General features: G+C 67.4%; 25 protein-coding genes and 1 riboswitch. Of the genes, 17 read left to right on the forward strand and 8 right to left on the reverse strand.

Annotated elements, in window-relative coordinates:
- The first annotated feature begins 12 nt into the window (after positions 1-12).
- The 6 genes from BM365_RS04410 (at position 13) to BM365_RS04435 (ending at position 2,690) form a co-directional block, all read left to right on the forward strand.
- Positions 13-288, forward strand: coding sequence for a hypothetical protein (locus BM365_RS04410; RefSeq protein WP_093486927.1), 276 nt, complete (start codon positions 13-15; stop codon positions 286-288).
- Complete coding sequence (locus tag BM365_RS04415) at positions 285-485, forward strand: type II toxin-antitoxin system antitoxin (RefSeq protein ID WP_093486929.1); 201 nt, start codon at positions 285-287, stop codon at positions 483-485. The genes BM365_RS04410 and BM365_RS04415 overlap by 4 nt, the downstream gene beginning before the upstream one ends.
- Positions 482-661, forward strand: a complete 180-nt coding sequence (locus BM365_RS04420) for a DUF4177 domain-containing protein (protein WP_093486931.1) — start codon at positions 482-484, stop codon at positions 659-661. Before BM365_RS04415 ends, BM365_RS04420 begins: the two co-directional genes overlap by 4 nt.
- Before the next feature lie 25 nt (positions 662-686).
- Entirely contained in the window at positions 687-1,229 is a 543-nt protein-coding gene (locus BM365_RS04425; protein ID WP_093486933.1) for a PH domain-containing protein, read from the forward strand.
- Between the two features lie 9 nt (positions 1,230-1,238).
- Entirely contained in the window at positions 1,239-2,069 is an 831-nt protein-coding gene (locus BM365_RS04430) for a M15 family metallopeptidase (protein ID WP_093486935.1), read from the forward strand.
- A gap of 114 nt (positions 2,070-2,183) precedes the next feature.
- On the forward strand, positions 2,184-2,690 hold the full coding sequence (locus BM365_RS04435; protein ID WP_139227319.1) for a hypothetical protein: 507 nt from the start codon (positions 2,184-2,186) through the stop codon (positions 2,688-2,690).
- 6 nt (positions 2,691-2,696) lie between these two features.
- On the opposite strand, the gene BM365_RS04440 is transcribed toward BM365_RS04435, so the two are convergent.
- From BM365_RS04440 to BM365_RS04460, 5 genes are all read right to left on the reverse strand, one after another.
- A complete protein-coding gene (locus BM365_RS04440; RefSeq protein WP_093486939.1) occupies positions 2,697-3,371 on the reverse strand; it encodes a DNA-3-methyladenine glycosylase family protein in 675 nt (224 codons plus the stop codon).
- A gap of 4 nt (positions 3,372-3,375) precedes the next feature.
- Positions 3,376-3,744, reverse strand: coding sequence for a DUF423 domain-containing protein (locus tag BM365_RS04445; RefSeq protein WP_093486941.1), 369 nt, complete (start codon positions 3,742-3,744; stop codon positions 3,376-3,378).
- Positions 3,745-3,889: 145 nt separating this feature from the next.
- On the reverse strand, positions 3,890-5,059 hold the full coding sequence (locus tag BM365_RS04450) for a polyketide cyclase (protein WP_093486943.1): 1,170 nt from the start codon (positions 5,057-5,059) through the stop codon (positions 3,890-3,892).
- A 177-nt stretch (positions 5,060-5,236) separates the two neighbouring features.
- On the reverse strand, positions 5,237-5,878 hold the full coding sequence (locus BM365_RS04455; RefSeq protein ID WP_093486945.1) for a response regulator: 642 nt from the start codon (positions 5,876-5,878) through the stop codon (positions 5,237-5,239).
- A complete protein-coding gene (locus BM365_RS04460; RefSeq protein ID WP_093489489.1) occupies positions 5,875-7,116 on the reverse strand; it encodes a sensor histidine kinase in 1,242 nt (413 codons plus the stop codon). Before BM365_RS04460 ends, BM365_RS04455 begins: the two co-directional genes overlap by 4 nt.
- Before the next feature lie 181 nt (positions 7,117-7,297).
- Between BM365_RS04460 and BM365_RS04465 the strand changes: the two genes are divergently transcribed.
- The 8 genes from BM365_RS04465 (at position 7,298) to BM365_RS04500 (ending at position 14,828) form a co-directional block, all read left to right on the forward strand.
- Positions 7,298-7,894 (forward strand): GNAT family N-acetyltransferase, encoded by a 597-nt coding sequence (locus tag BM365_RS04465; RefSeq protein WP_093486948.1) that lies wholly within the window; start codon positions 7,298-7,300, stop codon positions 7,892-7,894.
- A gap of 2 nt (positions 7,895-7,896) precedes the next feature.
- A complete protein-coding gene (minC, locus tag BM365_RS04470) occupies positions 7,897-8,670 on the forward strand; it encodes a septum site-determining protein MinC (RefSeq protein ID WP_175502075.1) in 774 nt (257 codons plus the stop codon).
- 43 nt (positions 8,671-8,713) lie between these two features.
- A complete protein-coding gene (gene minD, locus BM365_RS04475) occupies positions 8,714-9,523 on the forward strand; it encodes a septum site-determining protein MinD (RefSeq protein ID WP_093296826.1) in 810 nt (269 codons plus the stop codon).
- Positions 9,524-9,525: 2 nt separating this feature from the next.
- On the forward strand, positions 9,526-9,780 hold the full coding sequence (gene minE / locus BM365_RS04480; RefSeq protein ID WP_093486953.1) for a cell division topological specificity factor MinE: 255 nt from the start codon (positions 9,526-9,528) through the stop codon (positions 9,778-9,780).
- A gap of 39 nt (positions 9,781-9,819) precedes the next feature.
- Positions 9,820-10,305: a hypothetical protein gene (locus tag BM365_RS04485; RefSeq protein WP_093486955.1), complete on the forward strand. Its 486-nt coding sequence runs from the start codon at positions 9,820-9,822 to the stop codon at positions 10,303-10,305.
- A gap of 233 nt (positions 10,306-10,538) precedes the next feature.
- Complete coding sequence (locus BM365_RS04490) at positions 10,539-12,515, forward strand: M2 family metallopeptidase (protein ID WP_093486957.1); 1,977 nt, start codon at positions 10,539-10,541, stop codon at positions 12,513-12,515.
- 74 nt (positions 12,516-12,589) lie between these two features.
- Positions 12,590-14,152 (forward strand): trypsin-like serine peptidase, encoded by a 1,563-nt coding sequence (locus BM365_RS04495; protein ID WP_093486959.1) that lies wholly within the window; start codon positions 12,590-12,592, stop codon positions 14,150-14,152.
- A 127-nt stretch (positions 14,153-14,279) separates the two neighbouring features.
- A complete protein-coding gene (locus tag BM365_RS04500) occupies positions 14,280-14,828 on the forward strand; it encodes a metal-dependent hydrolase (RefSeq protein ID WP_093486961.1) in 549 nt (182 codons plus the stop codon).
- On the opposite strand, the gene BM365_RS04505 is transcribed toward BM365_RS04500, so the two are convergent.
- Both BM365_RS04505 and BM365_RS04510 read right to left on the reverse strand, forming a co-directional pair.
- Positions 14,821-15,231: a hypothetical protein gene (locus tag BM365_RS04505; protein WP_093486963.1), complete on the reverse strand. Its 411-nt coding sequence runs from the start codon at positions 15,229-15,231 to the stop codon at positions 14,821-14,823. The two genes, BM365_RS04500 and BM365_RS04505, sit on opposite strands and share 8 nt — an antisense overlap.
- Positions 15,232-15,249: 18 nt before the next feature.
- Positions 15,250-16,503, reverse strand: a complete 1,254-nt coding sequence (locus BM365_RS04510; protein ID WP_093486965.1) for a multidrug effflux MFS transporter — start codon at positions 16,501-16,503, stop codon at positions 15,250-15,252.
- Positions 16,504-16,703: 200 nt separating this feature from the next.
- A riboswitch (glycine riboswitch) is annotated at positions 16,704-16,822 on the forward strand.
- Positions 16,823-16,864: 42 nt separating this feature from the next.
- Here BM365_RS04510 and gcvP point away from each other — a divergent pair.
- Positions 16,865-19,768 carry an aminomethyl-transferring glycine dehydrogenase gene (gcvP, locus tag BM365_RS04515; RefSeq protein WP_175502039.1) on the forward strand — a complete coding sequence of 968 codons (2,904 nt, stop codon included), beginning with the start codon at positions 16,865-16,867 and terminating at the stop codon, positions 19,766-19,768.
- A 49-nt stretch (positions 19,769-19,817) separates the two neighbouring features.
- On the opposite strand, the gene BM365_RS04520 is transcribed toward gcvP, so the two are convergent.
- Entirely contained in the window at positions 19,818-20,621 is an 804-nt protein-coding gene (locus BM365_RS04520; RefSeq protein ID WP_343124171.1) for an SDR family oxidoreductase, read from the reverse strand.
- A gap of 35 nt (positions 20,622-20,656) precedes the next feature.
- Between BM365_RS04520 and BM365_RS04525 the strand changes: the two genes are divergently transcribed.
- Both BM365_RS04525 and BM365_RS04530 read left to right on the forward strand, forming a co-directional pair.
- Positions 20,657-21,592, forward strand: a complete 936-nt coding sequence (locus BM365_RS04525) for an AraC family transcriptional regulator (protein ID WP_104367903.1) — start codon at positions 20,657-20,659, stop codon at positions 21,590-21,592.
- Positions 21,589-22,833: a cation:proton antiporter gene (locus tag BM365_RS04530; RefSeq protein WP_093486967.1), complete on the forward strand. Its 1,245-nt coding sequence runs from the start codon at positions 21,589-21,591 to the stop codon at positions 22,831-22,833. The genes BM365_RS04525 and BM365_RS04530 overlap by 4 nt, the downstream gene beginning before the upstream one ends.
- Positions 22,834-22,847 lie beyond the last annotated feature (14 nt).

A 22,847-nucleotide genomic window follows, 5' to 3' on the forward strand; every position in this document is an offset into this window, starting at 1 on the left:
CGGCCGCTCCGCATGCACGCGCTCGCACCGCTCATCGTCGCGCTCTCCGGCCTGCCTGCGCTCTTCATCGGCGCGTGGGTAAGCCGGGCACGCGACCCGCGTTCGCGCGGCATGGCCCTGCACTGGGTGCTGATCGGCCTGGCCATCCAGGCCGGCGCCGTCGGCTTGTACTGGGCGGGTGACGACGACCGCCTGGCCACGGGCGCCGTCATCGCGATGGTGGTGGTGGTCAATGCACTGATCGTCTCGATGGTGCTGCAGCTCCGCCGCAACGGGACGCCCCGGTGAGCGAGAAGCAGGACAAGAAGGCCTACCCGCTGCGCATCAGCGCCGACGTGCTGACCGCCGCGCAACGCTGGGCCGACGACGAACTGCGTTCGCTGAATGCCCAGATCGAATACGTGCTGCGCGACGCGTTGCGCAAGGCGGGCCGGCTCCCGAAGGCCGGCTCCAATCCGGAAGACAGCAAGAAGGAATCGCCATGAACCACCGTTGGAGCCACAAGGTCGTCGAAGTCCCGTACAAGATGTTTGCGGGCAAGCTCACCGACCGCATCCAGCAGGAGATGGACAAGATGAGCGCGCAGGGCTGGGAGCTGGTCAGCACCCTCTTCATCGAGCACGAAGTCTCGGTGCGTCTGTTCTTCAAGAAGCTCGCCTGACGTCCCACCCGCACGGAGTCGCCGCATGCAGCACCCGCAGGACTTTCCCGTCGCCCCGCTGTCTGGCCATACCGGTTGGTGGCTGTGGCTGCCGATGCTGCTCGCGAGTGTCGCATGCATCGCCGCGCTGACGATGGAATCGAAAACGCCGCCGCTCGCGGCCTGGCTGACGGTGCCCTTCGTCCTGCTGGTGGGCGTGGTGCTGGCATTCGCGCTGCGGCGACGCGCGATCGTGCTGGACAACCGCCAGTTGCAGGTGAAGGCGACGTTCTACACGAAGAAGCTCGCCGTCGAAGCCATCGACCTGGACAAGGCCCGTGTACTGAGCCTGGAAGAACATACCGAGCTCACGCCGATGCTGAAGACGAACGGTTTCAGCCTGCCCGGTTTCAAGGCGGGACACTTCCGCCTGCGCAACCTGGGCAAGGCGTTCTGCCTGGTGACCGATCGCACCCGTGTACTGACACTGCCGCTGCGCGATGGCGGCCTGGTGCTGCTGAGTCCGGAACGTCCCGCCGACCTCCTCGCCCGGCTACGCGAACTGGCAACGCCCGCGCCGCGTCGCTAAGCTGCGGGCATGCGCCGCCTGCCCTCCCAGCCACTGACGTCTACCCTGCTCAACACGTCGCAGATCGAACTGTGGCCAGCGGACCTGTTGCGCGTGCGCAGCAATGCGGACGCCCGCATCCTGGCGCTCGCGCACGCGGTATTGCGTCGCAAGCACGACGGTCGCTATCTCGCCGCAGTGTCCGTACGTGGCGTGCATCCACTTGTGCCGGGCCTGCCCCGCGAACCCGGCCTGGATGAAGCGTGGGATGCACTGGAAAATTTCGAGAGCGCAACGCGCGGCTTCGACGCAGATGCCCAGGGCCTGCTGCCCCTGCATGCGTTGCAGGAACGCCTGCATGCACTGGGCCTGGATGAGGATGCGTACGCCGACCGTACCGGCCTGGCACTCGTGGCCGAGCCGGCGGCCCTCGCGTTCGCCGGCCGGGACCGCTATCGCCGGCCGCTCTGGCTCACGCGCGGAGCCGCACGCGCATGGCAGGCGCTACGCGCTGCCGCGGCACGCGACGGCATCGTGCTGGAGGCCATTTCCGGCTATCGCAGCCACGATTACCAACTCGGCATCTTCGAGCGCAAACGCGCCCGTGGACAGACTGTCGACGAGATCCTGACCGTCAACGCCGCACCCGGCTACAGCGAACACCACAGCGGCCGCGCGCTCGACATCGGCGCGCCGGATGAACCGCCGGCCGAGGCGTCGTTCGAAGGCACGCCCGCCTTCGCCTGGCTTACCGGGCGCGCCACCGACTTCGGCTTCGTCATGAGCTACCCGCGCGACAACCCCCACGGCATCGTGTACGAGCCGTGGCATTGGTACTTCGTGGGATCCAACGCCGCTTGACGAAGCGTGGCGCAATGGACACGCTCCGCACGGGGACCCTCGACATCGCTTCGTCGCCGGCCACGCCGGCGCGGGCCTGCGTGATATGCCCCTCCCATGGCCTGGAAGGAATACATGACCGCATCCAATCCCTACGAGAGTCCAGCGGCCGTCATCGCCGAGACGCGCCTGCCGTTGGAGCGTGACGTCCCGGAGGAAATTTCGCGCCCCATCAAACATGGATGGGTGGCGGCCTGTGTCTCTTGCGTCATGACACTGATCGCCACCCTGATCGCGCTCTCGGGTGATTCGGCCGGAAACCCCGATGCGGCCTGGAACTTGGTCGACGTCGCCCTGATCGCCGGCCTCGCCTTCGGCATCTACAAGCGCAGCCGGACGGCTGCCACGATCATGCTCGCGTACTTCGTGCTATCGAAGGTGCTGATCATGATGAACACCGGAATGCCGTCCGGCGTGGTACTGGGTCTGCTGTTTGCGATCTTCTACTTCCGCGCGATGACGGCGACATTCCGCTACCACCGCTTCCTTCGCGAGTGGAAGCGCAATCCCCCGGCACCGAAACGTTCCCTCAGCGAGGACCCTCTGTTCGCCCCGAAGGCCACGGATACCGGCGGCGGCTGAGACCGCTCAATCCTGCGAACGCTTCGTCGCCGTCTTCGCCTCTGTGCCGAAATCGGCGATCCGCCACAAGTACTGGGCCGCATACGTGCGGTAAGGACCCCACTTCTCGCCACGCGCCAGCAGTTCCTTCGGCGTGGGCATCGCGTCCTGCTTGTCGACGAACTGCGCGCCCTTGCGCACGCCGAGATCGTCGATCGGCAGCACGTCGGGGCGGCCCAGGCGGAACATCAGCATCATCTCCACCGTCCAGCGGCCGATGCCGCGGATCGGCACCAGCGCGGCGACGATCTCGTCTTCGCTCATCACCGACATCTGCCGCAGGTTGGGGATTTCGCCACGTTGTTCGCGTGCCGCCAGGTCGCGCAGCGCGAGTGTCTTGTTGCCGGAAACGCCACAGGCGCGCAGCGCGACGTCGTCGATGCGACCGAGCGTGTCGAAGTGCAGACGCGTACTGCCGATGGCGGTCTCGACGCGACCGACGATCGTGCCGGCAGCCTTGCCGCTGAGTTGCTGGTAGAGGATGGCGCGCGCCAGCGCGTCCACGGGATCGAACGGCTTACGCCACGTCGGCTGCGGCTCGATATAGCCGATCCGCTTCATCCAGGTGCCCAGCTTGCGATCGCGTCGCGCCAGGTGGTCCCAGGCCTGCTCGGTATCGAAGCCGCGCGCGTGTCGGGGCATGGCGTCAGCGGCGCACCGCGTCCACCGCCCACAACACCCATCCCAGCATCAGCGTGATGCCGCCGGCGGGCGCGAGCCGCGTGGAGAGACCGCCCAGCGCGCCGCCCACCAGACTGCCCGAGAAAAGCAGTGTGCCCAGCAACAACAGGCCGAGGGCCAGCTTGCCCATGCGGCGGGTGGTGCTGGGGGACAACGCCGCGAGCGCAAGTCCATGCCCGAAGGCGAACAGGGCAGCCGTCTGCACGTGCGACTGCGCTTCCGCCGTCGCGATGCCATGCGACGCATACGCGGACAAGCCCACGGCGATCGCGGCGAGCAAGCCGCCACTCAGTGCGAGGAACGAAGGTTTGCGTTGGCGTCGATCGTAGTTCATCGGCTCGGGGGTCCCGGCATCGGGCGGGCATCCTGCCCCGTGGAGGAAGGGCCGCGGCGAAACGCCGCCCCCACAAACGCAACGCGCCGCATGAAGCGGCGCGTTGGCATGGAGCTGACCATCAGGGACAGCGGTCCAGGATGGCTTAGTGCTTGACGGCCCAGTAGATGTCGAACTTGCCGCCGGCTTCGAACGAACCATCCACGCCGGACTTCCACGACTCGTACGGACGGTCAACGACTTCGTGGCCCGCGGTCACCGCCCAGGCGCGCAGTGCATTGCGCTGGTTATCGAGCTCTGCCATGTAGCCGGTGTAGCTGGCGAAGGCAGACTTGCGCGCGTCCAGGTGCACGTAGGTCACCGGCGCACCCGACGGGATCGTGACCTTCAGTTCGCCCGTGGAAGCGACCGGAGCGGCTGGCGGCGGGGTCACCGGAGGTTCACCGGCGGCCGCAGGTGCCGCCTCGGGCTTCGGCGCGGCGCTGCCCTTGCGGACCGGCTGCGCGACGTCAAAAGCGTACTTCTCGGTGCCGAAATCGGTGGTGATGATGCGCAGCGGACCGTTGGCGACCAGGCCGTTGGCCTCCATCACGCGCTTGATCCACTCCTGGTTGGACTTGATCGAGGCCTTGATGGCGTCGTTGGTGCGGTCGATGTTGCCGGCGTTAACGACCAACAGGTCTTCGGCCGGCACGTCGACGATCTTGAGATCGGTCAACGGACTGCCTTCGGTGCGGTAGTCGAAGTTGGGCACGGTGGCCAGCATGTTGGTCAGCTTGGACAGACCAGCCTTCACGCTGTCGCCCACGTGGCGGCTGACGTACATGCCCGCATAACGGCCGATCAGGTTCCAGCCGTACTTCACTTCGTACTGCTGGGTGATCTTAACGTTGCGGTTGTTCTTGCCCGACGGCTCCAGCGAGAAGATGCTGCGCTTGTCGGTGCCCATGCGCTTGTCGGTGATCGCGTAGACGATCTTGCCGGGGCCGCCGGACGGCGCAGGGCGCTCGCTCTCGACGATTTCCCAGCTGCCCTGGCCCCAGGCGGCATTGGCGGAATTGAAGTCGACCTTGGCGCCAACGCCAGCGTCATTCTCGCCACCGGAATAGCTCAGCTCGTTGGCGGCGCTCGGGATCAGCGGATTCCAGTCCTTCAGTCGGCGCACGTTGTTCAGCGTATCGAACACGATGGTCATGCGACGGTTGGTTTCAACGCTTTCCTGCAGCTCGCGCGAGGACGGCAGAACCAGGCCAATCACCAGGAACAGCGCCAGAACCAGCGCCAACGCAATCACGAACTCGATCAAACGGGTCATTCAGGAAGTCTCCGGGGGCCGGTGCCACGGCCGTGAAAAAAATGCACCGCGCATCCTAGCAGGGTTGCCGGGCTTCGGGCAGCCCACCTGACACCGGTTGGCGCCCCTATTCCGGGGCGTATGGAGCCCGTGTTCGAGCTCCTTACAGGGGGCTGCCGATGGGAACCCGGGCCGCCGTCACACCAACTGCAATTCGAAGGCCTTCAGCACGGCCCGGGTGCGGTCGCGCACGCCCAACTTGGACAGGATGTTGGACACATGGTTCTTGATCGTACCCTCGGCCACGCCCAGCGAATTGGCGATCTCCTTGTTGGAGAAGCCGCTGGCCATCAGCCGCAGGATCTCGGTCTCGCGATCCGTCAGCGGATCCGGACGATCCAGGCTCACGAATTCGTTGCGCATGTGTTCCAGGCCGGACAGCAGGCGCTGAGTGACCGCGGGCTGGACCAGGGAGCCACCATCGGCCACCGTGCGGATCGCGCCGACCAGTTGCTCCAGGGAGACGTCCTTCAGCAGATAGCCCTTGGCGCCCGCCTTCAGACCAGCGAGCACGAGCTGGTCGTCGTCGAACGTGGTCAGGATGATGGTCGGCGGTAGTTGGCCAGCCCTGGCCAGCGCTTGCAGGGCTTCCAGGCCCGACATCACCGGCATGCGCATGTCCATCAGGACCACATCAGGCTTGACTTGCGGGACCACGTCCACGGCCTGGCGGCCGTCCGCCGCCTCGGCTATCACCTCGATACCGTCGTCAAGCGCCAGCAGGGAGCGGATACCCTGGCGCACCAGGGTTTGATCGTCGACCAGGCAGACACGGATCACGGGGTTCCTCCGGAGCTGAGCTCGGGTATGGGTTCGGGTGGGGAAACGGGAAGAGGCGCAAGCGCCGGCGGGGTTTCGCTGACAGGCAAGGCGATGTGCAGGCAGAAGCCCTGGCCCGGTTGCGTCTGGATGCGCAGCTCGCCGCCGTACTGGGCCAGGCGCTCACGCATGCCAGTCAGGCCGTTGCCAGCCACCACATGCGGGCTGCCGGCACCATCGTCGCGTGCGTCGATCAGGATCCTGGCACCGTCCCTGCGGCAATGCAGCCACAGGTTGCGGGCGCCGGCATGGCGGACCGCGTTGGTGATGATTTCCTGGGTGCATCGCAGCAATACATGGGCGCGATGCGGGTCCTCGAGGGTCAATGGCTCCTCGATGTCCATGTGGATGGCCAGCGAGGGCACTTTCTCGGCCAGCGGCACCAGCGCGGCGCCAAGGTCGATCGCCCCACTGTCGCGCAACTGGCTGACGGCTTCGCGCACGTCCGTCAGCAGCAGGCGGGCCAAGGTGTGGGCCTGGCGGACGTGCTCCTGGGCGCGCCCCTCGGTCATGTGGCCAGCGACTTCCAGGTTCAGGCTGAGCGCCGTCAGGTGGTGTCCCAGCAGGTCATGCAGTTCGCGGGAGATACGCGTGCGCTCGTTGACCCGGGCGCTCTCGGCCAGCAGGACGCGGGTGGCCCGCAGCTCCGCGTTGAGGCGGCGCTGCTCTTCGCGGGCCTGGGCCTGCTGGCGCGCCACATAGGTGGTGATGAGCACGAAGGCGGCGAAGCCCACGTAGAACATCGACTGGAACAAGGCTTCCCAGAAGTTGAAGTCGTCGCGTGCCATGAACGACGGCACCAGCAGCACGTGCGCCGCCAGCAGCCAGGCCACGGCGAAGCGCAGCTCCAGCAGCCAGGGCAGCACGCCCGCCATGATCAGCAGCAGCACAGCGCCCAACCCGGTCTGGGTGTAGAAACCCACGCCGATGGACGTTGCCGTCAACACCATGGCCAGCGGCACGTTCCAGGCCACCGGCAGGCTGTCCCGGCGTCCATCCAGGGCGCGCGTCGCCAGCCAGTACACCGCGCCGAACGCGAAATAGCTCAACGCGGTCAACGGCAGGTTCACGCCCTGCCCATCCGTACCGCTGGACGGCGGCAGCACCCACACATTCAGGATGATGGGTATTCCCACCAGGGCCCATGTGTAGAGCCCGGCGGCGCGCAGCAGGCGGGTATGGCTGAGTCGTCCCAACATCCGGGCATAGTAGGCGGAATCCCCGGCGACCATGTCCCAACTAAAGTCATGCTGCCGCGGCAGGGACGCACCAGACGGGTTCATGCCCCGCTCACCCACTGCCTCGCCGGGTTCGGCGCCACCATGCGATAATCCAGGCTTGGCCGTGTGCCACCCTGCAAGACCCGTACGGAGTCAGGTAATGTCGATCGTCATCCGCGACGTGCGCGAGCACGAGCTGGATTCCGTCCTAGCCCTCAACAACAATGCCGGACTGGCGATCCTCCCGCTGGATTCAGCCAAGGTCCGCCGCTTCTACGAGACGGCCGAATACTTCCGCGTCGCCGAGCGCGACGGCAACCTCGCCGGTTTCCTGGTCGGCTTCGGCTCGGCCGCCGGACACGACAGCAGCAACTTCGCCTGGTTCGGCGAGCGCTATCCGCAGTTCTTCTACATCGACCGCATCGTGGTGGCGAGTCGCCGCCGTGGCGGCGGCGTGGGCCGCGCCTTCTATGCCGATGTCCAGAGCTTCGCCGAACTGCGCTACCCGCAGCTGGCGTGCGAAGTCTTCCTCGACCATGGCGCCGATCCGGCCCTGCTCTTCCACGGCAGTTTCGGCTTCCGCGAAGTCGGTCAGCACGTGATGGCCGAGGCGAACGTCCGCGCCAGCATGCTGATGAAGGAACTGTGCAGTTATCCGTGGGTGCGCGACACCTACGGCGACGCGCTGCCCGATACACCCTGGACCCGTACCCGCCTCGTGGCGGCAGCCGGCGCGCAGCGCCCGACGGGAACATGAGCGTGACCCGGACCCACATGGATTACGAACAGGCCGGCGAACTGAAGATCGGCCAGGTCGGCATCGCCAACCTCCGCATCCGCACCCTCGACGTCGACCAACTGGTTCGCGAAATGCGTGAGCGCGTCGATCGTGCACCGAAGCTGTTCGGCCGTGCAGCCGTCATCGTCGATTTCGGCGGCTTGGCTCGCATGCCCGACGTGGCGACGGCGCAGTCGCTGATCGACGGCCTGCGCGCTGCGGGCGTTCTCCCGGTGGCGCTGGCGTACGGCTCCCGCGACACCGAGGTGCTGGCCGAGCAACTGGGCCTACCCTTGCTCGCCAAGTTCCGCGCGCAGTACGAATCCTCTGCCCCCGCCGCGCCCGCCCCTGCACCCGCGGCCCGCCCCGCCGCCGTCGAGCCTGCGCCGGCGAAACCGGCGCCCGCCGCCAAGGCGGCCGACAACAAGCCGGGACTGGTCCAGAAGACCCCCGTGCGCTCCGGCCAGCAGTTGTACGCCGAGAATCGCGATCTGACCGTGCTCAGCACCGTCGGTGCAGGCGCCGAAGTCATCTCCGACGGCTCCATCCACATCTATGGCGCGCTGCGTGGCCGCGCGCTCGCCGGTGCGCGCGGCAATGCCGATGCCCGCATCTTCTGCCGTGAATTCCACGCCGAACTGGTCGCCGTCGCGGGCCATTACAAGGTGATGGAGGAAGTGCCCAAGGAACTGCGCGGCAAGGCCGTGCAGATCTGGCTGGACCAGGACCAACTCAAGATCGTCGCGCAGGACTGAGCGCGCCACCACCCGAACATAAGAACGACCAAGGAGAACACCGTTGGCTGAAATCATCGTAGTCACGTCCGGCAAGGGCGGCGTCGGCAAGACCACCACCAGCGCCAGCATCGCCTGCGGGCTGGCCCGCCGCGGCAAGAAGGTCGCGGTCATCGACTTCGACGTCGGCCTGCGCAACCTTGACCTCATCATGGGCTGCGAGCGCCGCGTGGTGTACGACTTCGTCAACGTCACCCAGGGCGAGGCCACGCTGAAGCAGGCCCTCATCAAGGACAAGCGCTTCGAGACGCTGTACGTGCTCGCCGCGTCGCAGACGCGCGACAAGGACGCGCTGACGAAGGAGGGCGTGGAGAAGGTGCTGAAGGACCTGTCCGACGACGGCTTCGAATTCGTCGTGTGCGACTCGCCCGCCGGCATCGAGAAAGGCGCGTTCCTGGCGATGTATTTCGCCGACCAGGCGATCGTGGTGGTCAATCCGGAAGTGTCCTCGGTGCGCGACTCCGACCGCATCCTCGGCCTGCTGGATTCCAAGACCCGTCGCGCCGAGAACGGCGAGCCGCTGAAGGCCAACCTGCTGCTGACCCGCTACAACCCCGCGCGCGTCGAAGGCGGCGAGATGCTCAGCATCAAGGACGTGGAGGACGTGCTGGGCCTGAAGACCCTCGGCGTGATTCCCGAGTCCGGCGACGTGCTGAATGCGTCCAACAAGGGCGAACCGGTCATCCTCGATCTGGAGTCGCCGGCCGGCCAGGCCTACGACGACACCGTCGCCCGTCTGCTGGGCGAAGACCGCCCGTTGCGCTTCACCACCCTGGAGAAGAAGGGCTTCTTCAGCAAGTTGTTCGGAGGCTGATCATGGGCCTATTCGATTTCCTGAAGGCGAAGAAGAACACCGCCGAGACCGCCAAGAACCGCCTGCAGATCATCATCGCGCAGGAACGCAGTTCGCGTGGCGCCCCCGACTACCTGCCGCTGCTGCGCCGCGAGTTGCTGGAAGTGATCAAGAAGTACGTCAACGTCGACGTCGATGCGGTCAAGGTCGACCTGATCAAGGACGGCGACCACGACGTGCTCGACATCTCCGTGGCGCTGCCGGAAGGCAACAACTGAAGCCGTAACGGGCGGAGCCCCGCTCCGCCCGCGTTTCCGATGAACGCGACGCTGACCGATATCGAGAGCTCCGTGATGCGGGTGGGCAGCGTGTCCTTCGACGATGCTGCCTCGTTGCTGGCCCGCCATGGGCTGACACTGCACCGCGTGGAGGATGGCTTGCCGATTCCCGGCAGTTTCTGGGGCGAACCGGAAGCCGGCGTCATCGCCCACAACGTCTACGTGCGCAACGACACGCCCGTGCACTCCATGCTGCACGAAGCCTGCCATCTGATCGTGCTCCCGCCCGAGCGGCGCGCCCGGGTGCACACCGACGCCACCGACTCGGTGATCGAAGAAGACGCCACCTGCTGCCTGCAGATCATCCTCGCTGACGCCCTGCCCGGCGTGGGGCGCGCGCGCCTGATGGCCGACATGGATGCTTGGGGGTATACCTACCGCTTGGGGTCGACACAGGCGTGGTTCGAGCAGGATGCGGATGACGCCCGCACTTTCCTGCAAGAACGCGGGCTGCCCTTTCGCTGATCTGGCGGCGACACCCGGGCGCGCTGCGGCGCGTGCTCTGCCGCGGCGCCCATCGTTCCACCGGACGCGGTTCGAGCACGACACCGACGAGCCCGCGCGTTCCTGAAGGATCGGGGCCTGCCGCTCCGCTGAAGGCGCCGTCCCAACAGGCGGCGCAACGTCGCACTTGCCGCCCCTCCCCCGTCTCACTACCCTTCGGGTTCCCGTGCCAGCCGCACACTGAAGGACGTCCCGTGAAGCACCGCCACCTTTTGCTCGCCCTCGCCATCGGCGCCGGCGTTGCCACGCTCGCTGCCTGCAAGAAGGACGAACCGGCCACCGACAGCGCCGCCGTGCCCGCCGCGCCGAAGGGCGAGACCGCCGACGAGTTCGTCGCGCGCGTCAACGACGAATTCAAGAAGATGTATCCGGAGCTGACCGCCGCGCAGTGGTTGTCAAGCACGTACATCAACGACGACAGCCAGCTGCTGGCCGCCAAGGGCAACGAGCGCTACCTGACCCAGCTCAACAGCTGGATCGACCAGGCGAAGAAGTTCGAGGGCCAGAAGATGTCGCCCGAGTCCGCGCGCGCCATCCAGTTGCTCAAATTGGCCACCGCGATGCCCGCGCCGAAGGATCCGGCCAAGCTGGCCGAGCTGACCCAGATCGCCACCAAGATGGAAGGCACTTACGGCGCCGGCAGCTACTGCACCGGCGAAGGCGATGCGAAGAAGTGCCGCCAGCTGGGCGAACTTGAGGACGTCCTGCGCAGCAGCCGCGACTACGACGCGCAGTTGGACGCGTGGCAGGGCTGGCACACGATCGCCCAGCCGATGCGCAAGGACTACACGCGTTTCGTCGAGCTGGTCAACGAAGGCTCCAAGGAAATGGGCTTCGCCGATGCCGGCGAGATGTGGCGCAGCGGCTACGACATGACGCCGGCCGAGATCGCCGCGGAAACCGACCGCCTGTGGGGCCAGGTCAAGCCGCTGTACGAACAGCTGCACTGCTATACCCGCACCAAGTTGCAGGCCACCTATGGCGTGGAGAAGGGCCAGGTTAACGGCCTGCTGCCCGCGCACTTGATGGGCAACATGTGGCAGCAGGACTGGGGCAACCTGTGGGACATGCTGGAGCCGTACAAGGGCGCCGGCAGCCTCGACATCACCGGCGCGCTGGAGAAGCAGTACCAGGCCGACTACCAGGCGGCGCTGGCCAAGGCCGGCCCGGGCGTGGGCACCGACAAACTGTTCCAGGCCGAGCGCGAGGCGCAGCTGCAGGTCGCCAAGCAGATGACCGAGCGTGCTCAGGACTTCTACACCAGCCTGGGCATGCCCAAGCTGCCTGAGAGCTACTGGACCAAGACCCAGTTCATCAAGCCGATGGATCGCGACGTGGTCTGCCACGCGAGCGCTTGGGATATGAACATGACCGGCGACGTGCGCACCAAGATGTGCATCAAGCCGAACGAGGAAGACTTCACCACCATCTACCACGAGCTCGGCCACGTGTATTACTACCTGGCCTACAACAAGCTGCCGCCGCTGTTCCAGACCGGCGCGCACGACGGCTTCCACGAGGCCATCGGTGACACGATGGTGCTGGCGATGACGCCGGACTACCTCAAGTCCATCGGCATGGTCGGCGACCAGCAGCAGACCAACGAAGCGCTGATCAATGCGCAGATGCGCATGGCGCTGGCCAAGGTATCGTTCATGCCGTTCGGCCTGATGATCGACCGTTGGCGCTGGGGCGTGTTCGACGGCAGCATCAAGCCGGCCGACTACAACAAGGCCTGGTGGGACTTGAAGGCGAAGTACCAGGGCGTGGCACCGGCCACGGCGCGTAGCGAAGACTTCTTCGATCCGGGCGCGAAGTACCACGTGCCGGGCAACACGCCATACACGCGCTACTTCCTCTCGCACGTACTGCAGTTCCAGTTCTACAAGGGCCTGTGCGACGCGGCCGGCTATAAGGGCCCGCTGTACAACTGCAGCTTCTACGGCAACAAGGCGGCGGGCCAGAAGTTCTGGGCGATGCTCGAGAAGGGCGCCAGCCAGCCGTGGCAGGGCACGCTGAAGGAACTCACCGGTACCGACAAGATGGACGCCGGCGCGGTGCTGGAATACTTCGCCCCGTTGCAGGAGTGGCTGAAGCAGCAGAATGAAGGCCAGACCTGTGGTTGGCCGGCGACGGCGCCTGCCGCCGCGGCCGCGCCCGCAAAGCCCTGAGCCCCACCCGTGGGCGGACCGTCATCGGTCCGCCCCTTCCTGCCCCACGCTCCGACACGGAGGTCTTAAGAACGATGCGATCGAACACCTTGCGATGCCTGGCCAGCGCGATGCTGGTCTTTCTGCCCCTCGCCGCCAGCGCTGCGGTGACACAGGTGACCGGCGAAGTGAGCCGCACGCCCTCACAAGCGGCGCCGACCTGGAAGCTCGCCCAATTCCCGGCCCGCAACGTCATTCGGCAGGGCTACCGGGAACTGGCCATCGAGCGCTTGGTGGAGCTGGAGCGGAACAATACCAGCCAGCGCATCAAGGCCACCCAGATCGGCGTAGGCCGCGCGTTGGCGACCGAAGGCATCGAGCGCATGACGCCTGCGCTGCGCTGGGTGCCCCTCGCGTCGGGCGGCGCGGTCGCACGGTTGCAGATCGGCTCGCCTGATGCGCTTGGCCTGCGCATTGGCCTGCAAGTGAAGGGACTTCACCCGCATGTGGAACTGCGCTTTGCCGGCGTCGATGAGCCGGGTCGGGTCGTGGCGAGCGTCACCGCTGCCGAGGCGCAATCGCTGGCTGACGATCAGGGGCTGTACTGGACGCCGGCCACGGACGGCGATGCCCAGATCATCGAGATTTATCGACCTGCCCACGTCAAACTGCTCCAGGCGAGACTGCAAGCGCCGCAGGTTTCGCACCTCCTCACCAATAGCCGAAATGATTTCAAGATCGTGAAAGCATTGGGCGACTCCGGCGCCTGCAACATCAACGCCGTCTGCCGCGTCGACCAGTTGGGTCCCGCCTACGTGCAGGCGAAGAACGCCGTGGCGCATATGGTGTTCTCTACTGGCGGCAAGAGCTACGTCTGTACCGGCACGCTGATCAACGACACCACCCCGTCGACGCAGGTTCCCTACTTCTACTCGGCCGCGCACTGCATTGGCGATCAGACCGTCGCGAACACGCTCAACACGTACTGGGGCTACGAAAACACGGGCTGCAACGTCACCAACGGTGTCCGGACGAATCCGCTGACAGGCGGTGCCGATTTGCTCTTCGTGGACACCGCCAGCGATGCACTGCTGCTACGCCTGCGGAACCCTGCGCCCGCCAGCGCCACGTTTGCTGGCTGGGATGCCAGCCCGGTGGCCCTGAACGCCGACGTTGTCGCCATCCACCATCCGGCTGGCGATGCGAAGAAGGTTTCTTTCGGCAAGTCGGTGGCGGGGAGTCCCTACCCCGAGCGTTTCGCGGCGGGCTGGCTGGAAGGAACCACGGAGGGCGGTAGCAGCGGCTCGGGACTCTTCACCCGCTATGCCGACAACTCCTATCGCCTGCGTGGCGGCCTGTACGGGGGCTGGGCGACGTGTGCGAACTCCGGCAACCTCAATAATGCGGAGAACCGCGACTTCTATTCGCGACTCGACCTGATCTTCCCACAGATCAAGCAATGGATCGCCGCCGATCCCGTGCTTGAGCGCAGCTCGCAACCGCTCGTGCGCAACGCGGGCGCGACGGCCGGCGTTCCCGCGCAAGGCCAGGGTGCGCGTGCCGCCGGCACGACGGACGCTCCGGTATCCCCCGCGCCTTCGACGAGCGCCGAGCGTGTGCGCAAGGCACCGCTGCGCACGAACCAGCGCGAACGCTGATCCCCGCGCAGGGCTCGCTCTCGAAAAGGCCGGCGCGATGCCGGCCTTTCCTTTTGGCCACACGCGCACTTCATCGAAGACACACGTCGGCGGCGGACGTTGGCCATCACACCGAACGACATCTCGCATGCCCACGATCCTGACCCACGCGCTGCTCCCCCTCGCCGCCGGCATCGCGCTGGGGCGCAACCGCGTCCCGCCCCGATTGGTCGCCGCCGGCATGGCCGCCGCGATGTTGCCCGACGCCGATGTCGCCCTGTTCGCGCTCGGCATCGACTACGCGCATGCCCTCGGCCATCGTGGCGCCAGCCATTCGCTGGTCTTCGCACTGGCGTGCGGACTGCTGGCCACGTGCCTCGCGCGAACGTTGAAAACACCGCCTATCACCGCGTTGTTTTTCGTCGCGCTGTCTGCCGCCTCTCACCCGCTGCTGGACATGCTGACCGATGGCGGCTTGGGCGTGGCGCTGTACTGGCCGTGGTCCGACGCACGCCACTTCGCGCCGTGGCGGGTGATCGAGGTTTCACCGTTCGCGAACCGCTTCTTCAGCGCGCGCGGCCTGGCCGTGCTGCGCTCGGAGTTCTGTTGGGTATGGCTGCCGACGCTTGCGCTTGCCGGCCTCGTCTTCTGGGCACGTGCCGCAGGACGAAGCACGCGACCGCGCGGCGTCAGTTGATGTCCGGCGCCGGTTCTTGCTTGTTGGCCTTCATCTGCTCGGCCATCTGCTGTTCGAACTGCTCCAGCGTCAGGCCCTGAGCCGCCGCCTCGATCACCGCCGTATCGCGCAGTTCGTCGGAATACACCAGGCGCACCGCATTGCCTTGCGCTTCGTGCAGCGCCGCGGCCTGTTTGATCATCGCCAGCACTTCGGCCGCGCTGTCGGAACTGCCGGCGATGCGGCCGTCCATGCCCAGCACCCACACCCCCGCCTGGCGCACGATGCCGGCCAACAGGTCGCCCTGCGGATTGCGCAGCTCGGCATGCGGCTCGATCGCCGGCGCGTTGGCGCGCGCCACGTTGCGCTCCTTGGTCGCCTTGCGCTTCTTCGCTTCGCGTCGGGCCTTGGACTGGATGGACATGGGAAATCTCGCTGCAGGTCAGAGTTGATCGGTGGGCTCGAGCGCGGCCGGCGCGCGTGGGCAGGCGGGCTGGCGGCGGCTGGCGTGCGCTTCCCATTGCCACATCAGCCAGCCCACCAACACGAAGCCGGCCATGCCGAGCGCCAGGTGCAGGCCATGATGGCTCAACAGCGGCGAGAGCACGCCGGCGATGATGGCGTTCACCATCAGGTTGCTGAAGGCCTGCAACGACGACGCTGCGCCGCGCTGGCGCGGATACATGTCGAGGATGGCCAGGGTCAGGATCGGGAACACCAGCGCCACGCCCAACGCCGCCAGCATCATGGGCAGCACGGCCCAGGGCACCCGGATATCCGCCCCGGCCCAGGCGTTGTAGCCCACGTTCGCCACCATCGCCAACGCCATGCAGGCGTAGCCGATCCGCACCAGGCGCGCGCCTTCCACGCGGCCGGCCGCACGCCCGGAGAGGAATGCGCCCAACACCATGCCGCCGATGGTCGGCAGGAACAGCCAGGCGAACTGCTGCTCGTTGAGGTGCAGCAGGTCCATCACGAACGCAGGTGCGGACGCGATGTACAGGAACAGGCCGCCGAAGCTCAGCGAACCGGCCAGCGCCAGGCGCAGGAAGCGCCGGTTGCGCACGATGCCGACGTAGTCGCGCAGCAGGCGGCGCGGCGACACCTTCAGGCGCACCTCGGCCGGATGCGTCTCCGGCAGCCATACGGCCACCGCGACCAGCAGCAGCAGCGAGAACGCCGCCAGGAACCAGAAGATCATCGGCCATGCACTCCAGCCGAGGATCCAGCCGCCCACGATCGGCGCGATGGCCGGCGCGATGCCGAAGATCATCGAGACCTGGCTCATCAGCCGTTGCGCATCGTCGCCCTGGCGCGCGTCACGGATCACCGCGCGGCCGACGATGAAACCCACGCCTGCCGACAGGCCCTGCAGCGCGCGGAACAGCAACAGCGTGCCCATGTCGGTGGCCAACGCGCAGCCCACCGAGGCGAGCAGGAACACGAACAGGCCGCCCTGGATCACCCGCTTGCGCCCGAACGCGTCCGACAGCGGCCCGTGCACCAGGCTCATCAGCGCATACGTCAGCAGGTAGGCGCTGATCGTCTGCTGCATCGCCACCTTGTCCGCGCCCAGCTGCGCGCCCATCGCCGGGAAGGCCGGGAAGATGGTGTCGATCGAGAACGGGCCGAACATCGCCAGCCCGCCCAGCAGCAGGGCCAGGCGGCGGTTGGAGATGGCGTGGGGGGCACTCATTGCGGGGAACGCTCCGGACGGGCGCGGCGGTCCACCATGAACAGGCCGCGCCGGGCGGCACATGGTACGCCGAAACCGCCGGCGGCCCCGTCGCCGGGCTATAATCGGCCGGCACTACCCGGTGGGAGAAGCCTGTCGCACGCGACCGGCTGCCGAAGGCGCAAACGCCCGTAATCGCTCAGGCCCGATACCACCACTGCAACAGACACTCTGGAGAGACCGGCCGCCTTGCGGCAGCGCCGGCGCCGAAGGGGCACGAAGCACGCGACCTCGTCCGCCGCGCTTCCAAACTCTCAGGCAAAAGGACAGAGGGGCATCCCACGTGCGGTTTCCGCGCGCCGGTCCTCATTGCCCTTCCCGGATGCCTGCCATGTCGAATACCCCCTCCCTGCGCGAGCTCGAGCACCACGGCGCGTTCCTCGAACGCCACATCGGCCCCAACGACGCCGAGATCGCGCACATGCTCGGTGTCGTCGGCCATGCTTCGCTCGACGCGATGACCGATGCCATCGTGCCGGCCAACATCAAGTCCGCGCAGCCGCTGGCCCTGCCCGCGCCGATCAACGAAGAAGAAGCGCTGGCCAAGATCCGCGCCGTCGCCGACCGCAACCAGGTCTTCCGCAGCTTCATCGGCCAGGGTTACTACGGCACCCACACGCCGAAGGTCATCCTGCGCAACATCCTCGAGAACCCGGCCTGGTACACGGCCTACACGCCCTACCAGGCGGAGATCTCGCAGGGCCGCATGGAAGCGCTGATCAACTTCCAGACCATGGTCGCCGACCTGACCGGCATGGAGATCGCCAACGCCTCGCTGCTCGACGAAGGCACCGCCGCCGCCGAGGCGATGACGCTGGCCAAGCGCTCGGCCAAGTCGAAGTCGAACACCTTCCTGGTCGCCGGCGACACCCACCCGCAGACGCTGGAAGTGCTGGCCACCCGCGCCGAACCGCTGGGCATCACCGTCGACGTCGTGCGCTCCACCGACGCCTTCCACGAGAAGCTCGCCGCCGGCGACTACTTCGGGGTGCTCGTGCAGTACCCGGCCTCCAGCGGCTGGGTCGAGGAATGGACGAAGGACGCCGAGACCATCCACGCGCACAACGCGCTGTTCGTCGTCGCCACCGACCTGCTCGCGCTGACCCTGCTGAAGTCGCCGGGCGAGATGGGCGCGGACATCGTGGTCGGCAACTCGCAGCGCTTCGGCGTGCCGTTCGGCTTCGGTGGCCCGCATGCGGGCTTCATGGCCTGCCGCGACGCCTACAAGCGCAGCATGCCGGGCCGCCTGATCGGCGTGTCGGTCGATGCCGAAGGCAAGGCCGCCTACCGCCTCACGCTGCAGACGCGCGAACAGCACATCCGCCGCGAGAAGGCCACCTCCAACATCTGTACCGCGCAGGTGCTGCTGGCCGTGATGGCCAGCATGTACGCCGTCTACCACGGTCCCGAGGGCCTGAAGCGCATCGCCGGCCGCGTCGCCCGCCTCACCGCCATCCTCGCCGAAGGCCTGCGCACGCTGGGTTACCCGGCGGTGCACGCCAGCGCGTTCGACACGTTGTGCATCGAACCCGGCGACGCCCGCGATGGACTCCTCGCCCGCGCCCGCGCCGCCCGCATCAACCTGCGCGTGCGCGGCAACGGTTCGCTGTGCATCTCGCTGGACGAAACCACCACGCGCGCCGAGGTCGAAGCGCTGTGGGGCGTGTTCGCCGGCGAAGGCGCCACGCTGCCGTCGATCGATGCGCTCGACGCTTCCGCACCGTCGCTGATCCCGGACGCCCTGCGCCGCACCAGCGCGTTCCTGACCCACCCGGTGTTCAACACGCACCACAGCGAGCACGAACTGCTGCGCTACATGCGTGCGCTGTCGGACAAGGACCTGGCGCTGGACCGCACCATGATCCCGCTGGGCAGCTGCACCATGAAGCTCAACGCCACCGCCGAGATGATCCCGGTGACGTGGCCTGAGTTCGGCAACCTCCATCCGTTCGCGCCGGCCGAGCAGTCGCAGGGCTACACGCAGCTGATCGACGAGCTGGAAGCGATGCTGGTCGAGTGCACCGGCTACGACGCCGTCAGCCTGCAGCCGAACTCCGGCGCGCAGGGCGAGTACGCCGGCCTGCTCGCCATCCGCGCCTACCACCGCGCGCGTGGCGACGCCCATCGCGACATCTGCCTGATCCCCGAATCCGCACACGGCACCAACCCGGCCAGCGCGCAGATGTGCGGCATGACCGTGGTGGTCACCAAGTGCGATGCCAACGGCAACGTCGACGTGGAGGACATCCGCCGCGCCGCCGAGAAGTACAGCGACCGCCTGGCCGCGATCATGATCACCTACCCGTCCACGCACGGCGTGTTCGAGGAAGACGTGGTCGCCATCTGCGACATCGTCCATCAGCACGGCGGCCAGGTGTACACCGACGGCGCCAACATGAATGCCCTCGTCGGCGTGGCCAAGCCCGGCAAGTGGGGCTCGGACGTTTCGCATCTCAACCTGCACAAGACGTTCTGCATTCCGCACGGCGGCGGTGGCCCCGGTGTGGGTCCCTGCGCGGTGAAGGCGCACCTCGCGCCGTACCTGCCGAAGAAGCTCGGCGGCGAAGGCGACGTCGGCATGGTCAGCGCGGCCAGCTTCGGCAGCGCCAGCATCCTGCCGATCAGCTGGATGTACGTCACCCTGATGGGCGCCTCCGGCCTGCGCAAGGCCACCCAGGTGGCGCTGCTCAACGCCAACTACATCGCCAAGCGCCTGGAAGCGCACTACGAGACGCTCTACACCGGCCGCAACGGGCTGGTCGCGCACGAGTGCATCCTCGACCTGCGCCCGATCAAGGACGCCACCGGCATCAGCGCCGAGGACGTCGCCAAGCGCCTGATCGACTTCGGCTTCCACGCGCCCACGCTGAGCTTCCCGGTCGCCGGCACGCTGATGGTCGAGCCGACCGAAAGCGAATCGCAGCACGAGCTGGACCGCTTCATCGACGCGATGATCGAGATCCGCGAGGAGATCCGCGCGGTCGAGGATGGCCGCCTGGACCGCGAGGACAACCCGCTGAAGAACGCGCCGCACACCGCCACGATGGTGATGGCCAGCGAGTGGACCCACGCCTATCCGCGCGAACTGGCCGCGTTCCCGCTGGCCACGCTGAAGCTGCAGAAGTACTGGCCGCCGGTGGGACGCGTGGACAACGTCTACGGCGACAAGAACGTCATGTGCGCCTGCATCCCGGTGGATGCGTACAAGGAAGACGTCGAAGCCTGAGTGCGACGCCGAGCGTGACCAAGAAGCCCCGCCGATGCGGGGCTTTTTTTCAGCGCAACGCGGCCAAGGCGACCGCATCCGCCCCTGCGGGAAAGTGCAGCTGCCCGGTCGCGTCGTGGACCGCATTCCAGACCGCCTGCGCGACATCGGCTTCCAGGGTGAAGGCACCGGCATCGGCGAACCCGGCGAACACGTCCTGCGCATAGCGCGCGTACGCCTCCGGCACCAAGCCGCGCATGCGCTCTTCGCCATTGGCCGCGAACCGCGTGGTCGGTGCATATCCCGGTTCGACCAGGCGCACCGCCACGTCGAAGGCACCCAGTTCGTGCGCGAGCGAGGCGGTGAACCCTTCGATCGCCGTCTTGCTGGCGGTGTACGCCGCCACCAGCGGCATCGGCGCCAGCGTCGCGCTGGAGGTGACGTTGACGACAGTACCGGCGCGGCGCGCGCGGAACTGCGGGATCACCGCCTGCGTCATCGCCATCGTGCCGAACGTGTTGGTCTCGAAGATCTCGCGCACCGTCGCCATCGGCGTGGCTTCGAACGCGCCGAACAGGCCGAGCCCCGCGTTGTTCACCAGCACGTCCAACGGACCGGCGGCGTCGAGCGCGGTGGCGATGCTGTCGGCCCGGGTGACATCGAGCGGCAGCACGCGCAGGCGCTCGTCGACGGGTAGCAAATCGGCGCGCGGCGTGCGCATCGTGGCGATGACGCGCCAGCCCTGGGCGTGGAAGTGGCGGGCAGTCTCCAGGCCGTAGCCGGAGGAACAACCGGTGATGAGGATGGTCTTCATAGTGGGGTCCGGGTGGTTGAACAGGCCGCCACGATAGGCGAGCATAACCGGACTCTCCATTGCATTCTGTCCACAATTCTTCTCGAATCGTCCGGATGTCAGACCCCCTCTCCGACATTGTCCGCCTGCTCCGGCCCCATGCCGCCTTCTCCAAGGGGATCAGCGCCGCCGGCCGCTGGGCCGTTCGCTACGCCTCCTTCGGCGAGCCTAGCTTCTGCATCGTCCAGGAAGGTCGGTGCATGCTGGCGGTCGACGGCGAAGAGACGATCACCCTGGAAGCTGGCGATTTCGTCCTGTTGCCGGCCACGCCGGGCTTCCTGCTTTCGGACGGTGTGACCCAGCTGCCCACCCACATCGATCCCGTCCGCGAGCCGCTGCCCGATCGCGACGTCCGCCATGGCCACCAGGACGGCCCGCCCGAGGTGCGGCTTTTGGGGGGTTGGTTTCGCTTCGAGCGCCAGGAGCCCGCGTTGCTCGCTTCGCTGCTGCCCACGCTGGTGCATGTGCGCGGCGTGCCGCGTCTGTCGAACCTCGTGACCCTGTTGAGCGATGAAGCGGACCACGACTGGCCGGGTCGCGCCGTGGTGCTGTCGCGGCTGGTGGATCTGCTGCTGGTCGAGTCGCTGCGCGCCACGCCGGGCGCATCCGCCCCACCCGGATTGCTGCGCGGCCTGGCCGACGCGCGCCTGGCACCCTCGCTGCGCGACCTGCATGCACGCCCGGCGCATGCGTGGACCGTCGACCAGCTGGCCGAACGCGCCGCACTCGCGCGCTCGGCCTATTTCGAACGTTTCACTCGCGCGTTGGGCGTGGCCCCGATGGCTTACCTGCTTGCGTGGCGCATGGCGCTCGCGCGCGAGTTGCTGCGCGAGAGCCATGCCAGCGTGGCCGAAGCCGCCGAACAGGTGGGCTACAGATCGGTGAGTACCTTCAGCATGGCCTTCCATCGCCACACGGGCATGCCGCCCCGCCGCTACGCCCGCCAGTACGAACCCACGCCCCGCGACGCGCGGCTATCATCGCCGCCATGACCGACCTCACTGCGCTCGTCCTCGATGCCCTGATCTTCATCGGCCTGGCCTGGACGGCCTGGCGCGTGCTGGGACGGTCGATCCCGATCGCCGTCATCCCGATCATCATCGGCCTGCTGCTGGCGGCCACCGGCGTGCTGCCAGCCAGTTGGGGCGTGCCGTCGAAGCTCGGCGACCAGATCGGCTTCATCGGCGTGCTGCTGCTCGCCTTCACCGCCGGCCTGGAGACCCGCCAGTCCGCGCACCTGCCCAGCGCGCCGAATGCGGCGCCCCTTCCGCGCCCGCAGGCGTTGCGTTTCATCGCCAGCGCCGGCATGGCGCTGCTGCTGCCGTTCGTCGCCGGCACGCTGGCGGCGCATTACTACTTCACCGGCCTGCCGGGTTGGGATGCGCCGAAGGGTGGCGCATGGATGGGCTCGCTCGCGATCGGCCTGTGCATCGCGGTCAGCGCACTGCCCGTGCTGATCGGCATCATCCGCGAGCTCGGCCCGCTGCACCGCCCGCTCACCCAGATCGCCCTGCGCATCGCCGTGATCGACGACGCCGTGCTGTGGACCGGCCTCGCCCTGCTGTTGCTCGCGGCCGAAGGCGGCTCGCTGCTCGCCAGCGCGTCGCCGGTCACCGCACTCGCGATCGGCGTGCTCGTGGTGCTCGCCTTCGCAGGCCGGCTGGCGCAGCGCGCGTCGTCGGTACCGCCGGCGTGGGCCGTGTGGACCGCGCTGCCGCTGTTCCTCGTCGCCGGCGCATGGGCCAGTGCGCAGCTCGGCCTGCATGCGTTGCTCGGTGCGTACTTCGGCGGCGCGATGGTGCCTTCCGCGTGGTCGCGCCGCGTGCCGGTCGAACGGCTGGGCCAGTTCGCCCTGATCGGCATCGCCCCGCTGTTCTTCGGCCACAGCGGTTTGAAGATCGATGGCAGCGTGCTGGGCTGGGCCTCGCTGCAGGCCTCGCTCGCGCTGCTGGTGGTAGCGGTGGCCGCCAAGCTGGTCGCGGTGATCGCGTGCCCGCCGTCTTCCACGCTGTCGCGCCGCGACGCGCTCGCGGTGGGCGCGCTATTGCAATGCAAGGGCCTGATGGAAATCGTTGCGGCCACCATCCTGCGCGACAAGGGCCTGCTGTCCGAACATGCCTTCGCCGCATTGGTCACGCTGGCCGTGTTGTCGACGCTGCTGACCGGTCCGTTCTTCCGTGCGCTGGTGAAGCGCCGCGCCACCGCCGATGCGCAGGGCCGGCAACCGGTGTGATCGCGGTTGCGCGT

This window comes from Pseudoxanthomonas sp. YR558, from assembly GCF_900116385.1.
In the GTDB taxonomy this organism is placed as follows: Bacteria; Pseudomonadota; Gammaproteobacteria; order Xanthomonadales; family Xanthomonadaceae; genus Pseudoxanthomonas_A.

Bases quoted from the DNA above. Each gene is read 5' to 3' on its own strand.
- BM365_RS04410 (WP_093486927.1), top strand. From the start codon at position 13: ATGCACGCGCTCGCACCGCTCATCGTCGCGCTCTCCGGCCTGCCTGCG.
- BM365_RS04420 (WP_093486931.1), top strand. From the start codon at position 482: ATGAACCACCGTTGGAGCCACAAGGTCGTCGAAGTCCCGTACAAGATG.
- BM365_RS04425 (WP_093486933.1), top strand. From the start codon at position 687: ATGCAGCACCCGCAGGACTTTCCCGTCGCCCCGCTGTCTGGCCATACC.
- BM365_RS04430 (WP_093486935.1), top strand. From the start codon at position 1,239: ATGCGCCGCCTGCCCTCCCAGCCACTGACGTCTACCCTGCTCAACACG.
- BM365_RS04435 (WP_139227319.1), top strand. From the start codon at position 2,184: ATGACCGCATCCAATCCCTACGAGAGTCCAGCGGCCGTCATCGCCGAG.
- BM365_RS04440 (WP_093486939.1), bottom strand. From the start codon at position 3,371: ATGCCCCGACACGCGCGCGGCTTCGATACCGAGCAGGCCTGGGACCAC.
- BM365_RS04445 (WP_093486941.1), bottom strand. From the start codon at position 3,744: ATGAACTACGATCGACGCCAACGCAAACCTTCGTTCCTCGCACTGAGT.
- BM365_RS04450 (WP_093486943.1), bottom strand. From the start codon at position 5,059: ATGACCCGTTTGATCGAGTTCGTGATTGCGTTGGCGCTGGTTCTGGCG.
- BM365_RS04460 (WP_093489489.1), bottom strand. From the start codon at position 7,116: ATGTTGGGACGACTCAGCCATACCCGCCTGCTGCGCGCCGCCGGGCTC.
- BM365_RS04465 (WP_093486948.1), top strand. From the start codon at position 7,298: ATGTCGATCGTCATCCGCGACGTGCGCGAGCACGAGCTGGATTCCGTC.
- minE (WP_093486953.1), top strand. From the start codon at position 9,526: ATGGGCCTATTCGATTTCCTGAAGGCGAAGAAGAACACCGCCGAGACC.
- BM365_RS04485 (WP_093486955.1), top strand. From the start codon at position 9,820: ATGAACGCGACGCTGACCGATATCGAGAGCTCCGTGATGCGGGTGGGC.
- BM365_RS04495 (WP_093486959.1), top strand. From the start codon at position 12,590: ATGCGATCGAACACCTTGCGATGCCTGGCCAGCGCGATGCTGGTCTTT.
- BM365_RS04500 (WP_093486961.1), top strand. From the start codon at position 14,280: ATGCCCACGATCCTGACCCACGCGCTGCTCCCCCTCGCCGCCGGCATC.
- BM365_RS04505 (WP_093486963.1), bottom strand. From the start codon at position 15,231: ATGTCCATCCAGTCCAAGGCCCGACGCGAAGCGAAGAAGCGCAAGGCG.
- BM365_RS04510 (WP_093486965.1), bottom strand. From the start codon at position 16,503: ATGAGTGCCCCCCACGCCATCTCCAACCGCCGCCTGGCCCTGCTGCTG.
- gcvP (WP_175502039.1), top strand. From the start codon at position 16,865: ATGCCTGCCATGTCGAATACCCCCTCCCTGCGCGAGCTCGAGCACCAC.
- BM365_RS04520 (WP_343124171.1), bottom strand. From the start codon at position 20,621: ATGGAGAGTCCGGTTATGCTCGCCTATCGTGGCGGCCTGTTCAACCAC.
- BM365_RS04525 (WP_104367903.1), top strand. From the start codon at position 20,657: ATGTCAGACCCCCTCTCCGACATTGTCCGCCTGCTCCGGCCCCATGCC.
- BM365_RS04530 (WP_093486967.1), top strand. From the start codon at position 21,589: ATGACCGACCTCACTGCGCTCGTCCTCGATGCCCTGATCTTCATCGGC.